At 48.9% G+C, this 13231-nt stretch carries 13 protein-coding genes; 2 read left to right on the forward strand and 11 right to left on the reverse strand.

The genetic code is table 11. The annotated features are described in order from the left end of the window. Window positions 1–232 precede the first annotated feature (232 nt). The 5 genes from ACFQ3W_RS22740 to ACFQ3W_RS22760 form a co-directional block, all read right to left on the reverse strand. A complete protein-coding gene (locus tag ACFQ3W_RS22740) occupies window positions 233–1135 on the reverse strand; it encodes an MTP-1 family protein (protein ID WP_379321579.1) in 903 nt (300 codons plus the stop codon). A gap of 50 nt (window positions 1136–1185) precedes the next feature. Next, window positions 1186–2289 carry a glycoside hydrolase family 130 protein gene (locus tag ACFQ3W_RS22745; protein WP_379321528.1) on the reverse strand — a complete coding sequence of 368 codons (1104 nt, stop codon included), beginning with the start codon at window positions 2287–2289 and terminating at the stop codon, window positions 1186–1188. Window positions 2290–2313: 24 nt separating this feature from the next. Then, window positions 2314–3192 carry a carbohydrate ABC transporter permease gene (locus ACFQ3W_RS22750; RefSeq protein ID WP_379321529.1) on the reverse strand — a complete coding sequence of 293 codons (879 nt, stop codon included), beginning with the start codon at window positions 3190–3192 and terminating at the stop codon, window positions 2314–2316. 15 nt (window positions 3193–3207) lie between these two features. Further along, on the reverse strand, window positions 3208–4197 hold the full coding sequence (locus tag ACFQ3W_RS22755) for a carbohydrate ABC transporter permease (protein ID WP_379321530.1): 990 nt from the start codon (window positions 4195–4197) through the stop codon (window positions 3208–3210). Window positions 4198–4286: 89 nt separating this feature from the next. After that, the gene (locus tag ACFQ3W_RS22760) at window positions 4287–5609 is read right to left on the reverse strand and encodes an ABC transporter substrate-binding protein (RefSeq protein WP_379321531.1); all 1323 of its coding nucleotides are present in this window, start codon (window positions 5607–5609) and stop codon (window positions 4287–4289) included. 344 nt (window positions 5610–5953) lie between these two features. On the opposite strand from ACFQ3W_RS22760, the gene ACFQ3W_RS22765 reads away from it, so the two are divergent. Then, window positions 5954–6967, forward strand: coding sequence for a LacI family DNA-binding transcriptional regulator (locus ACFQ3W_RS22765; protein ID WP_379321532.1), 1014 nt, complete (start codon window positions 5954–5956; stop codon window positions 6965–6967). 68 nt (window positions 6968–7035) lie between these two features. On the opposite strand, the gene ACFQ3W_RS22770 is transcribed toward ACFQ3W_RS22765, so the two are convergent. Beyond that, the gene (locus tag ACFQ3W_RS22770) at window positions 7036–7392 is read right to left on the reverse strand and encodes a group I truncated hemoglobin (RefSeq protein ID WP_379321533.1); all 357 of its coding nucleotides are present in this window, start codon (window positions 7390–7392) and stop codon (window positions 7036–7038) included. 146 nt (window positions 7393–7538) lie between these two features. Between ACFQ3W_RS22770 and ACFQ3W_RS22775 the strand changes: the two genes are divergently transcribed. Continuing rightward, on the forward strand, window positions 7539–9824 hold the full coding sequence (locus tag ACFQ3W_RS22775) for a nitric-oxide reductase large subunit (RefSeq protein WP_379321534.1): 2286 nt from the start codon (window positions 7539–7541) through the stop codon (window positions 9822–9824). A 61-nt stretch (window positions 9825–9885) separates the two neighbouring features. On the opposite strand, the gene ACFQ3W_RS22780 is transcribed toward ACFQ3W_RS22775, so the two are convergent. The 5 genes from ACFQ3W_RS22780 to ACFQ3W_RS22800 all read right to left on the reverse strand — a co-directional run bounded on the left by ACFQ3W_RS22780 (window position 9886) and on the right by ACFQ3W_RS22800 (window position 13097). Beyond that, window positions 9886–10218 carry a thioredoxin family protein gene (locus ACFQ3W_RS22780; RefSeq protein WP_379321535.1) on the reverse strand — a complete coding sequence of 111 codons (333 nt, stop codon included), beginning with the start codon at window positions 10216–10218 and terminating at the stop codon, window positions 9886–9888. Window positions 10219–10292: 74 nt separating this feature from the next. Beyond that, complete coding sequence (gene trxA / locus ACFQ3W_RS22785; protein WP_379321536.1) at window positions 10293–10613, reverse strand: thioredoxin; 321 nt, start codon at window positions 10611–10613, stop codon at window positions 10293–10295. A 567-nt stretch (window positions 10614–11180) separates the two neighbouring features. After that, window positions 11181–11843 carry an ArsR/SmtB family transcription factor gene (locus ACFQ3W_RS22790; protein WP_379321537.1) on the reverse strand — a complete coding sequence of 221 codons (663 nt, stop codon included), beginning with the start codon at window positions 11841–11843 and terminating at the stop codon, window positions 11181–11183. Window positions 11844–11927: 84 nt separating this feature from the next. Continuing rightward, window positions 11928–12158 (reverse strand): hypothetical protein, encoded by a 231-nt coding sequence (locus tag ACFQ3W_RS22795; protein WP_379321538.1) that lies wholly within the window; start codon window positions 12156–12158, stop codon window positions 11928–11930. 162 nt (window positions 12159–12320) lie between these two features. After that, on the reverse strand, window positions 12321–13097 hold the full coding sequence (locus tag ACFQ3W_RS22800; protein ID WP_379321539.1) for a TrmH family RNA methyltransferase: 777 nt from the start codon (window positions 13095–13097) through the stop codon (window positions 12321–12323). Between the last annotated feature and the right edge of the window lie 134 nt (window positions 13098–13231).

Below are 13231 nucleotides of genomic sequence, written 5' to 3' on the forward strand. Positions count from 1 at the left end.
GAACTGAAAGCTAAAGACCAAGCGAGCTAGTTTTTTTGTGAATAAGCCGCTTTTTCTGGTAGTGGGACTTTTTTTGCTTTCTCGCTTCAGTATAACCATATTTAGGAACTTTATTTTCGTATAAAAATACAGCTACTGCACCTCGACCTGGTGCAAACGCTCGCTTGATGAAATAAAGCTCCATTACATCCTCAAGTTGTTGAGGAGTAATGGAGCATCGCACTTTTTCCCATTACTTTTCAAATTTAAGAAACGGATCGGGGATGCTCAGCTTTTGCGCTTCCGCATCGCTGATGCCGGCATACAGCTCGGCCTTGCCGTCAGGGTGCCGGATGAGCCCGCCGCTAAACACAACGTCGACCAAATCCGGTCTCTTTGACGGACCGTCCAGGAAGTCTTTCCGTTCCGCAATGATCTCCATGTCGGTGTAGTCGCCGGTAGTCGGATCAAGCGCGAAAATCATCGGGTAGTAGTGACGCCCTCCCTGATTATCGAAACGAGCGATATGACCCAGCACGCCTATTTTTCCGTTCGAAAGGACGTGTATTTCGTTACACCCACCCCACTCCTCAGCCGAGAACTGGTCCATCAACGGTGCATGTTCCACCAACTCTGCTGTCAACTGACTCAAGTCGTCCACTTTTGTGAAGCCGATTTTTCCTCTTCCTCCCTTCTGTCCTTGCGGCCGGGTAAATACGCCGATCGTTCCGTCCGGCAGCTCCACCAGGCGCAAATCCTTCATTTGGTCGGGGCCTTGAAAGAACGGCGCAAGCTTGGCAATACAAGCACCTTTATAAAAAATCGTGCGCCAGCTTAACGCATGCTCAATCATAGGGTGCGGGAACGTCTGCACACCGCCAAACACGAGCTCCCCGCCGATTCGCGTATAGAACGGGTCCTGCAGCGTGAAGACTGGCGCACCCTCTCTGGGAACCCAGCTCTCCTGCCGCCGGACGAAAAACCGCACTTCCGATTCCTCGCTCTTGCGGTTCTCCGCCCGCCCGGCAATGACCAGCTCTCCTTCGTCCTCAAAAGGCGCCGAAATATTGTACACATCCCGGGTGCCTACGCCGTCGAACTTTATTTTTTCGACCGCTGCCGCTTTGTCCGCCTTATTTCTGTAAGCTTCGATCATGTCACTGCTAAATTGTACGCCGCCGCTTTTATATATCGCCATAACCCCCGCTATCCTTTCGTTTTCGAGTGATTTAATGCATCCATCACCTGCGGAAGACTCACCGATACGGACGCCACGGAATCATCGGATGCCCCGTAGTACATGATCACTTGGTCCCCGCTCACAATTGCGCCGCAAGCAAAAATGACGCTGTGGAAAAAGCCGCTCGTCTCATATTCGGCCTCAGGCACGATAAGCGGCCCCTCCATCCGGGCGATGACTCGATCGGGCTCCTCAAGCGACAACAGGGCCGCGCCCATGCAATACCGCTGACTTTGGTCAGCTCCGTGGTAGAGCAACAGCCAGCCTTCCTCGGTTTTGATCGGAACACATCCGGCACCCATTCGGGTATCGTCCCAATGCCCTTCCCGCAATCCCATCAGGAAGCGGTGATTTCCCCAATGCCGCAGATCCGGCGATTCCGCGATCCAGATTTCCGGCTTGCCAATCCCTTCGGGAACGGGACGATGGAGCATGTAGTATTTTCCGCCGATCGCTTCCGGGAAAATGGCTGCATCTTTATTCGTCGGCGCAAGAATCAGCCCTTCCCTGGTAAACGTGCTGAAATCTTCGGTGGTAATCCAGCCAACAGCGACGCCTCTCTCCGAGATGGCGCTGTAAGTGATATGGTACCGGTCTCCCATCTGCGTAATCCGCGGGTCCTCAATGCCCCAGCTTTCCAGCTCGCCCTCCGGCAAAATGCTCGGCTTCTCATCGATCACAAACCGCTGGCCGTCCCGGCTGCGCGCTACGCGCAAATGAGAGATCGAGGTCAAATACAAGGTATTCCCGCTGCAGTCCCGAATCACCCGAGGATCGGAAAGATCCAGATCGGCATCGCTCTTATCTATAGAAATCGTCTTCATGACGGACTCCACTGAATCCCCGTCCCTGCAGTCCAGATTAAGCACTGGCACCAGGACATGCTGCGGGTCGGTCTGCCGAGGCCGCTCCGCTACTCTCAACAGTAATATAATCTCATCCTGATACCGTGCCACACCGGCGTTAAATACGCCGAGCACCTCCCAGTCTGGATACGAGGGCGTCACATCGCGCGGGGTAATCAGCGGATTGCATGAAGATCGCTGAATCTCTATCATCTGTTCTATCATCTTGTACGATTTCCTCCTCTATTTTTAGTCTTTAATCCCCGTAAACGTAATACCTTCGATAAAATAACGCTGTGCCGCAAAAAACAGCAGGATGACCGGCAACGCCACAATCGTGGACATGGCCATCAAATAATTCCACTGAGGCGCTTCATTGACGCCTCCCATAAAGAAATACATTCCCACATTCAGCGTATAGAGCTTCATATCGTTCAAATAAATCAGCGGTCCGAGGAAGTCGTTCCAATAACCCCGAAACGCAAAAATAGCAACTGCCAGCAGCGCCGGTTTGACCTGCGGGAGCATGATGTAGAAAAACGTTTGAAGAAAGTTCGAGCCGTCAATTTCCGCCGCATCGTCCAATTCCCTAGGAAGCGTCATAAAGAATTGACGGAGCAGGAAAATGTAGAACGGTCCCCAGGCCGTCCAAGCGCGAAGCACAAGCGGATCGAATTGTCCGATCAAGCCGAATTTTTGCCAGATCAAAAACGTTGGGATCAGCGTCACGTGAAAAGGCAGCATCATCGTTGCCAGCAGCACAAGAAAAATAATTTCGCTGCCGGGAAAACGAAACCGGGCAAACCCATAGGCGACAATAGTCGTACTCGCCAGCTCCGCGATAATCCCAAGAGCTACGATAAACACCGTATTGAACAGAAACTGGTTAAAAGGCATGGCCGTCCACGCTTCGACAAAATTCTGCCATTGCGGCGGGTCCGGTATCCACTTTGGCGGCCAGGCAAAGATATCCCCCTCAGCCTGCAGCGCGGTGGAAACCATCCAAAAGAACGGAACCAAAATGACTACAGCCAGCAAGGAAACGATAATATAGGTCAATGCCTTGTTGAAGAGCTTTATTTGTCTGCCGGAAACAAAACCCGAACGGGCAGTCGTCGTATTTGCCATGTGTGCACCTCCTCTTTAGCGTCGTACATCTGTTTCATAGTGAACCCAGGCCGGGCTGGAACGGAAGACGAGCAAAGTGAGAATCAGGATAATAATGAACAGTACCCAGGCAATGGCCGAGGCTTCGCCCATATGCAGCTGCGTAAATCCGCGCTCATACACGAGCTGGTTCATAAATTTGCCCGCCGATGTCGTCGGCCGAACAAACATCGCCACCGTGAAAATTTGCAGCGCCCCGATCATGCCCATAATGACCTGCAGCAATATGACCGGCGAAATTTGCGGAACGGTAATATTTTTGAATTTGGCAAAGCGGCCCGCGCCATCGATTTCTGCAGCCTCGTACAGCGATCCGGGCACTCCCTGCAAGCCGGCCAGAAAGACGACCGTGTTCGTTCCGAAGATCCCCCATAAGCTCATAATGACAAAGGCCCCAAGCACATAAGTCGGATCCCCGAACCAATTGGGCTTATCGATGCCAAACAGGTTGAAAATCGGCGACAGTGCATAGTTGATAATGCCGGACTCGCTGTTGAACATCCATCTCCACAGCAAAGCCACAGCCACCTCCGGCATGACGGCCGGGAGAAAATAGATCGTCCGATACATGCCGATCCCCTTAATTTTTTTGTTCAGCAGCATCGCCACCAGCAACGCTCCGATTACGCCGATCGGCAGAGAAAAGGCCGCATAAAGCAGCGTGATTCGTATGGACGGCCAAAATTCCACATCGTTCGTAAACAGCTTGACATAGTTGCCGAGCCCGACCCACTGTGTTTTGCCGAATATTGAGGATTCGGTAAAGCTTAGATACAAGGAGTCAAGCAAAGGATACGCCGTAAAAATGATGAAACCTACGAGCCATGGGGAAACGAGGGCCAAACCAAGGGCCTGCTTTTTCTTCCAGCCCAGTCTTGAAAAAACGAAATAGATCACACTGCTGACCACGAGCAAGAAAGCTGGCACCAATAACCATCTAACCAGCGTCGCGACATGGTTCTCCATACCGTTTCCTCCCTTCTACGAAAGTGAGAGACACCTGCCTTCAAAAACAAAGAGAGGCAGGCACTGCCTCCCTATTCAGGTTCATGATGTTATTTCAAAGCACTCTCAAGCAAAGGCTTGACCTTTGGAATCAGCTTTTCCGGATCGGCGCCTCCGTTGACGATCGGATCCATCAGCTGCGTCGAATACACATTATCCCAGTTCGGATATTTTTCCGAATAGCGGTAAGGTCTTGCATACTCCATGGAAGCGATGATCGCCTCCAGCGATTGGGCTTTTTCCGGGTGCATCTTTTGCAGGGTTGCCAAATCAGCCAGCGACGAGCGCGGCGGCATGATCTTCCAGTGATGGATGGCATCGGTCAAATCAAGCAAAGCGTCAAACGCTGCATCCGAATGTTTCGTTTTTGCGTTGATCCCCATGCCGAGGATGTCGGCAAACGTAGCATGAGTGCCTGTCGGTCCCGCCGGAACCATATAGGCCTGCACGTTTTTCACCGTTGAATCCAGGTCGTCGGCAGCGCCGCCCATGAACATGGCTACCTGGCTGTTGCGGAACATCTTGTCGAAGCCGCGGTCACGAATAATTTGCTGCGTCGGAACCAGTGGTCCCTGAATCAAATCGCTATAAAATTTGAGCGCCTTCACGGCTTCCGGAGAATCGATCGGCGACTTGCCGTCCTCCGTAATGACCTCGCCGCCATTTTGCCAAATGAACATTTGTGAAGGCGGCCAGCCGTTTAACGAAAAGCCCCATTGAGCGGTCGATTTGGCATCAAAACCGGCTTCGCCCGGATGCTTGCCGTTTTTATCGATCGTCAGCTTTGTAGCCGCATCAGTGAATTCCTTCCAGGTCCAGTTTTTGTCCGGATAACTTACTCCCGCTTTATCAAAAAGTGCCTTGTTGACGTAAAGCACCACCGGCTGCTGAAGCCAAGGAAGGCCATAAATTTTATCGCTGTTCATAAACGGCTGAAGCGAAGCTTTGTAGTAATCGTCGATTTTTGCCGCAGCGTGGCTGGACCCTTTCAAGCGATCCGTAATATCGAGCATAACGCCTTGAGCTGCAAACTGAGCCGCCCGCTGTGCGTTAACCCAGAACAGATCGGGACCGGAATCCCCACTTAATTGCGTAATGATCCGCGTGTCAAATTCCGCCGGGTTGGAATCCTGAATGATGGTGTAGGTCTTCGACTTCTTGTTTAGATCGTCCAGAATCTTCTGCAGCTCCTTGGCTTCATCGGCGCCGGCCCAGGTCGACAAATGAATCTCTACCTTCTTTGCGGCTCCGGAATCCCCGGCATTGCCCTTCTGATCTCCTTTGGCCTCTCCACCACCATTGCCGGAGCATGCGGTCAGCGCCATAGACAAGGCAAGAACCAAGACCATTGCAAATGAGAAACTCTTTTTCAAATGAATGACCTCCCTGAGTAAATGATTTTTTGTGTTAGGAACACCTAACGACACGCTGTATGTCGATCCTTAATCATTCGTTATCTCCCTCTTCCCTCCTCCCATTAATTACTCACTTGGAAAATGACAAATCCTTAAAAGTAATTATTTTGTAACGTTATTATTTGGATTACAAATACATTATCTTCTCATTTGGCAGCGCTGTCAAGTATGTTTTCCCGAAAACAGAGACGGAATTTCGTTATTTTAAAGTCGTTATTTACATTACAAAAATAATAATGTATATTAATTTTGTAACGTGACAAATTATCAATATTGAAGAAGCTGTAGAGAGGATAAATGAGATGAGTAAAAAAGTCGTTATGCAGGATATTGCAGACCGGTTGAATATATCCAAAAATTCGGTCTCTCAAGCGTTGGCCGGAAAAGACGGGGTCAGTGAGGAGACAAGAAGAAAAATTATCGAGACCGCTGAGGAGATGGGCTATCGCTATCCGAAGAAGGAATCGGATGACGATCAAAAACAAGTCAAGACCATCGGACTCATTGCCTCTGAATTCGCTTTTTCGATGAAGAACTTCTTTGGAGAGATTTATTTGTCCATCGAGCGAGAGGCTCAGCGCCACGGGATTAAACTGCTGATTCAATCCGTTACCCCGGAAATGCGGGATCGGCTGAGCCTCCCTTCATTTATAGAGGATAACCAGGTGGACGGCATTTTGATCCTTTCTCATGTCAGTACCCCCTACATTGAAAAGGTGCTGGCCCAAGACATTCCAACCGTCTTGATTGACCACCATCACCCGCTGCTGCAAACCGACGCGGTGCTGACGAATAACCGGTTCGGCGCCTACACCGCCGTTAAGCATCTGCTCGATCTGAATCATCGTGACATCGCCGTGATCGGTCACGTCGACATGTCCCCCAGCTATCAGGAACGCTGGGAGGGCTACTTGCTCGCTCTAAGAGAGCATGGCCTGGAGGCTCGGGAGGACCGGATGTTCATCCGCGTCAGCGAGGACGAGGCTTCTATCGACATGATTATTCGAGGTATCGCGGAGCAGCCGACCGCCTGGTTTTGCTTGAACGACGGGTATGGGTTTTACGTATGCTCCTCGCTGCGCAACCTGGGAATTCAAATTCCGGATAAGGTGTCGGTATGCGGATTCGACAACACCCATTTCTCGCAAATGTCCGTCCCGAAAATTACGACGATGGATATCGATCTGCCACTATTCGCTCACAAAGCCTTTGCCCAACTGCTTTGGCGCATCGGCCACCCGGACGAAGTCTACGAGGAAATACTGCTGCCCACCCATTTGCTTCAGCGTGAATCTACGGCAAAATGCAAACGTTAAGCGGCTGCAAACAACAAGTGCGAGCTCCAGGATCATTTATCCCGGCTGCTCGCACTTTTTTTTAAGGATCACTTATACAAAATATCTCCGCGCAAGGTTTCCACCTTTTCGATCGCCTGCGAAATATCCTCCTCCGACACACTGTAGTGGGCCAGCGCCGCCCGTAGATGTCCGACGATCGCATTGAAATGGACAGGCTCCAAATGCATCCCCTCATGTGCCTTTGCCATCGATCCGCCGGTGTATTGATTCGGCCCGCCCAGCGCAAAGCTTATAAATTGGGTCTGATGCTTTCGCTGTTTGTCCATATCCGTATGCTCGAAAAATTGTGAAACGGTCTGATCGGCAAGTACCAAATCATAAAAATAGTCCACTACTTTGGCAATAGCCGGCTCCCCGCCTACTTTCTCATAGATTGATGGCATTTGATCCGCAGCTCCCTTACTTTTTTGCTAATAGTTTATCCAAATATTGCCATAAACATTCTATTGCGATGTGAATTGTGTTGGGTGGAATAATGTGGACATATTGGGGAAATAGTACTCACATAAATTGAGGAGATGTGGGTCCTTTGAACGCCAAAAAACTATGGATCAGCTTAGCAACGGTGATTATCCTGTCTTTTGCCATATTGGGGTACTACGGCGGGGAAATTTACCACTCTATGCCCCCGATTCCGAAAAACGTGGTAACCACGGACGGAAGAGTTGTCGCTACAAAGCAAGATATTCTGAATGGTCAAAATGTGTGGCAATCCATTGGCGGCCAAGAGGTTGGCAGCATCTGGGGGCACGGCGCTTATGTCGCTCCCGATTGGTCTGCCGATTGGCTGCACCGGGAGTCGGAGCTTATTTTAAACCGCTGGGCTAAAGTTACCCCGCCAGATACGTATGAAAGTCTTGATGATGAAACGAAGGCAGTACTGCTGACCCGGCTAAAAAAAGAGATGCGCACAAACACCTATCAGCCGAACACCGGCAACCTGGTCATATCTGCTGACCGGGCGTTCGCCTATGACGAATTGAGTCGGCATTACACTTCTCTATTCGGAAATGATCCTGCATTCGATAAGCTAAGAGACAGCTATGCGATTCCCCGAAACGCGATTACAGACCCGGCCAGGCAAAAAGCGTTAAGCGCCTTTTTCTTCTGGGCTGCTTGGTCTTGTTCTACGGAGCGACCGGGCGATACGATTACGTATACCAACAACTGGCCTCACGAATCGCTAGTAGATAATAACATGACTGGGTCTATGGTTATCTGGTCAGTTGTGAGCTTTGTGCTGCTTCTGGCAGGCGTTGGTGCCTTGGCTTGGTATTATGCGGCGCAGAAGCATCATGATGGCGAGGAGCTCTTTCCGGACAAGGACCCGCTTCTCGGGTTAGCGCCAACCCCTTCCATGAAAGCAACGCTCAAGTTTTTTTGGGTCGTGACCGCTTTGGTGGTGGCCCAAGCCGCACTCGGGGTCATCACCGCCCATTATCAGGTAGAAGGCAGCAGCTTCTATGGAATTCCGATTGCAGAGTGGATTCCTTATTCGGTGACAAGAACATGGCACACACAGCTCGGGATCTTCTGGATTGCCACAGCCTGGCTGGCGACCGGATTGTTTGTAGCTCCGGCCGTATCCGGTCATGAGCCTAAGTTCCAAAGAGCCTTGATCAACTTCCTATTCGTTTGCCTGCTCATTATTGTTGTTGGCTCCATGGCCGGTCAATGGTTTGCAATACGGCAAAAACTGGGTTATACGACGAACTTCTGGTTCGGACACCAAGGCTACGAATATGTGGATTTAGGCAGATTCTGGAAAATCTTCCTGACCGTCGGCCTGTTCCTATGGCTCTTCCTGATGGCCCGTGCCATTTGGCCTGCGCTGCGGCGCAAACAGGAAGGAAAGCATCTGCTCGCTTTGTTCCTGCTAGCATCAACAGCCATTCCCGTGTTCTACATCCCCGGTCTAATGTGGGGACAGCATACGCATCTGGCTATAGCCGAATATTGGCGTTGGTGGGTTGTTCACCTCTGGGTGGAAGGATTCTTCGAGGTATTCGCCACCGTAGTGATCGCGTTCCTGTTTACGCGAATGGGGCTTTTGCGAATATCGACGGCTACTAGCTCGGTCTTGTTCTCGACGGTCATTTTCCTGTTCGGGGGCATCATCGGGACGTTCCACCATCTGTATTTCAGCGGGACGCCGATCGGAGTGCTTGCCTTCGGGGCTGCATTTAGCGCGCTGGAGGTTGTTCCTTTATGTCTCATCGGCTTTGAGGCCTATGAGAATCTGACGTTGACCCGGGCAAGACCATGGGTTAAAGCCTACAAATGGCCAATTCTCTATTTCGTAGCGGTGGCCTTCTGGAACCTGGTGGGTGCCGGATTGTTCGGCTTCTTCATCAACCCGCCGGTGGCGCTCTACTATATGCAGGGCTTGAATACAACCCCCGTACATGGTCACACGGCTTTGTTCGGGGTATACGGCACCCTCGGCATCGGACTGATGCTATTCTGCTTAAGGGGTCTGACTTCAAACAAAGAGTGGAAAACCGGTGTACTCCGTTTTTCGTTCTGGGCCATTAATATTGGCCTCGCTCTCATGGTGCTGCTCAGTCTGCTGCCGATCGGGCTAATGCAAACCTGGGCCAGCGTCGAGCACGGTATGTGGTACGCGAGATCCGCAGAGTTTATGGGCAGAGGGATCATTCACAATTTTGTGTGGATGCGCATCGTTGGGGATACGATATTTACGGCGGGGCTGTTGTCTTTAGGCTGGTTCGTCCTGGGACTCAAGACAGGTTGGTCTCTGAAAGACGATAGGGTTTCTTATTTAGGCGATAAAGGAGCACCGGCTAAAAAATAACGTTTCTCTACCGAAGCCAAGTGAAGTATTCATGTGGCTCTTCGGTAGCTTTTCAATTTTTTCATAAGAGGTTCTCAGCAAGCAGGTCCAATTTCTCCTTGAATTCCACAAAGCGGATAAATCGATCCTCTCGGAGGTATTCTTTCTGATCGATGAACATGAGCATCGTTGGAACTGAAAATACTAAAAATCGGCCCGCAACCTCCGGAACCTGATTGGCATCGATGTGTCCCAGGAAGATGGGCGGATAATCATCCAGCAGTTCCCCAAGCTTTGGCAGAATGGCGTGACATACGCTGCACTCGGGTCTGCTGACGTACAGAAAGCTCAGCTTATGATTTTGCAGAAACTCCTCCACCTGCTCCATCGAAGTTAACTCGTAGATTTCTTTCATCAAACCACCTCATTTCAAAAAAAACGGCGAAGCGCTAACTAATATAAGCGTCGCCGTTTTTTCTGATATTTATCTTAATTAGCTGCTAGTTTCATGATTTTTTCCTTAAGAACACCCTTCGGATTAACACCGATCATCGTATCGACCAGTTTTCCGTCTTTAAACAATAGCAAGGATGGAATGCTCCGGATACCAAACTGGCTGGCCAAATCGCTCTCCTCATCGACATTTACTTTAGCAATTGTGGCTTGCCCCTTCACTTCACCTGCCAATTCCTCGACAATCGGTGTTTGCATTTTGCACGGACCACACCAAGGCGCCCAAAAGTCCACCAACGTAACCCCCGATTGAATTTGATCCTGAAACGTTTCTTTCGTTAATACTGCTGTTCCCATGAGAAAAACCTCCTGTATATTTTGGAATATTTGCGACTGCTTAAATATTACGGTTCAACTATTCAATTAATTAATTGAATTATAATACGGATATTCACTATCGTCAAGTGGCTCAACATCCCACTCTATCCTTATACACATATCATACTGTTTGTTCTCAGTCACAGTACGGCATGTCTCATAGCAGCCCTGCGTCTCTGTACGACATGCATACTAGTCCCCTGCCTGCACGGTACCTCTAGATGTAAAAAGTACAGTTATTTCGCTCCATATCCCCAATTTTTGTGAAATAGATGTAAAAAGTACATTTAAACCAGCCCATATGGCATCTCGCGGCGCTTTGAGCGAATTTAGCTGCACTTTTTACATTTACTTCCTCACATTACGAGAAACCACAATAAATAACTGTAGAAAATACATTTAAACCATCGCGAGGTGCTGGCAACACTCCACAATACCTCACAACGCTTCACAACACGGTACAGCATCCGAGATGATGGCACCAAAAAAACACAGCTTGAATAGCTGTGTTTGCTCACTTTGCAGTCACTATGCGCTATGCTTAAATTAGTCATCTTCCTCAGCCCGCCACTCCTGCACGCCTTCTGCGATGCGGTAGGCTTTGAATCCCTTCTTCTGCATCGTTTCTACCGCTTGCGAGGTGTATACACAATATGGGCCTCTGCAATAGGCTGCTATCTCAGTATCACGAGGAAGGTCCAAAAGGTACTGATCTAATTCCTCCAGCGGTACCGATATAGCTCCATCAATATGCTCAAATTCATATTCTTCTTTGGGGCGTACATCTAGTACAAGAATCGTCCCCTCATTCATTCGCTTCGACAATTCCTCTTTCGAAATCGATGTTACGTCATGATATTGTTTGAGCATGTCCTCTTTGAGCCGCGGAACATCCGACAACTGATTCTCACAAATTTTCCACAGTGACATCAGGAAATCAGCCACAGCTGGGGTGGCTAACGAATAGATAACATAATTTTTCTGCTTGCTGAATTTAACCAGGTTGGCCTCGAGCAAAATCTGCAGATGTCGCGAAACGTTGGCTACGCTCATTCCCGTCTGCTGAGCGATCATCTCTACAGACTTAGGGCCGTTCGAGAGCAAACTTAAAATCTCCAGTCTTCTTTCGCTCGATAAGCATTTCCCGATTCTGGCATACTGCAAAAACAGCTTTTCCTGATATATTTGTACCGCTTGATTATCCTCCATCAAAGTATCCATCCTTTAGTATTCAACTGAATACTTGAATTATAAAATTTCAACCGATTCAATTCAAGTGATCTGTAAGTCTTATCACTCTAAGTCAAGATTGATATCATCACTGTATGTCCAATGACCGTTGACATTCTTCATGTAAATAAGGGCATTATATTTGTAATTGTTATCCTCTACATTTGGGTAAGTATCACTCCATTCTATTACTCCATGAACTACGGCTTCCTTCTCCCCTAAGAATACGACACGTTCACCAGACAATATGTATTTAGAATCGGATTTTTCAAAGTATGTACCGAGCTTCTCCACCCATTTTTTCGAACCTTCGGAACCACTCCATCTCTCAATGGATAAAGGAGAAGTATACTGAACTGTAAGCTCAAGATTTTTTTAATTAGTTTTGTTAATCACTTATGACCCAAAAAAGGCTGCCGCTCTTTTCGGCAACCTTTTTTTGGGTCATAAATTATGTTAATATGTTACGTTCGTTACGTCATGCTCTCCCCATACCCCAACTTCTTCATCAAAGCTCCCTTTGGAAAATTCATAAAGAGCGATGCCCACCGCGGTCGGCAAATTGAGCGAATCGATGAAGGAGCTATGAGGAATGACTACGCCGGTACCATACGTGCTTTCATCCGCCAGCAGCCCGCTCGACTCGTTGCCGAACAGCAGCGAATAATGCGGTTTGTTTCCCAGGTGAACAGCATGCTCCAGTGGTTCCTCACCATTCAGTCTGAAAGCATAAATATCATGTTCAAAATGCTGAGTATACTCCTCCAGACTTGAGAAAAATGAGAAATTCAGCTTAAACAAAGCTCCCATTGAACTGCGGATCGTCTTCGGATCGAATAGATCGGCTGCAGGCCGGATAATAACGATGTCTCGATAATTGAATCCCAGTGCCGTTCTAAGAATTGTTCCCAAGTTTCCTAAATTGCCGGGTCTGCAGAGTATGATGTGGTTCTCATCTGGACGCACCGGCTTCTCATATTTCCGGAAAATGCCGAGTAAATAGCAGTTTTCTTTGGGGCTTAGCTTGTCAATCAAGCGGTCATTGACCGTCCATGGGATATGATAATCATTGCACATTGTCTGAACGTCCGGTGAGTCCGGCGACGGCTGATACTGCGATGAGAAGACGACACGAACGATCTTTTCCGGAACAGAATGGAGCATTTCAATAGTAGGAAACATCCCAAGCGTGTATGAAAATTCATAATCTTTGCGATATGGCTTAAAATTCACGGTTAACACCTCAGTTATCTGTAAAGCACATGATTCATTAGGGCGTTCCAAATCTTGGAGCCTCCCTATTCTCCCTACATTAGTCCTAGATGCATCCTTAAACTGTTAATTCGATCACAACCAAAGATAAGTCC

This window comes from Paenibacillus puldeungensis (assembly GCF_042678945.1).
GTDB classification, from domain to species: domain Bacteria; phylum Bacillota; class Bacilli; order Paenibacillales; family Paenibacillaceae; genus Fontibacillus; species Fontibacillus puldeungensis.

Bases quoted from the DNA above. Each gene is read 5' to 3' on its own strand.
- ACFQ3W_RS22740 (WP_379321579.1), bottom strand. From the start codon at position 1,135: ATGATCGAAGCTTACAGAAATAAGGCGGACAAAGCGGCAGCGGTCGAA.
- ACFQ3W_RS22745 (WP_379321528.1), bottom strand. From the start codon at position 2,289: ATGATAGAACAGATGATAGAGATTCAGCGATCTTCATGCAATCCGCTG.
- ACFQ3W_RS22750 (WP_379321529.1), bottom strand. From the start codon at position 3,192: ATGGCAAATACGACGACTGCCCGTTCGGGTTTTGTTTCCGGCAGACAA.
- ACFQ3W_RS22755 (WP_379321530.1), bottom strand. From the start codon at position 4,197: ATGGAGAACCATGTCGCGACGCTGGTTAGATGGTTATTGGTGCCAGCT.
- ACFQ3W_RS22765 (WP_379321532.1), top strand. From the start codon at position 5,954: ATGAGTAAAAAAGTCGTTATGCAGGATATTGCAGACCGGTTGAATATA.
- ACFQ3W_RS22770 (WP_379321533.1), bottom strand. From the start codon at position 7,392: ATGCCATCAATCTATGAGAAAGTAGGCGGGGAGCCGGCTATTGCCAAA.
- ACFQ3W_RS22780 (WP_379321535.1), bottom strand. From the start codon at position 10,218: ATGAAAGAAATCTACGAGTTAACTTCGATGGAGCAGGTGGAGGAGTTT.
- trxA (WP_379321536.1), bottom strand. From the start codon at position 10,613: ATGGGAACAGCAGTATTAACGAAAGAAACGTTTCAGGATCAAATTCAA.
- ACFQ3W_RS22790 (WP_379321537.1), bottom strand. From the start codon at position 11,843: ATGGAGGATAATCAAGCGGTACAAATATATCAGGAAAAGCTGTTTTTG.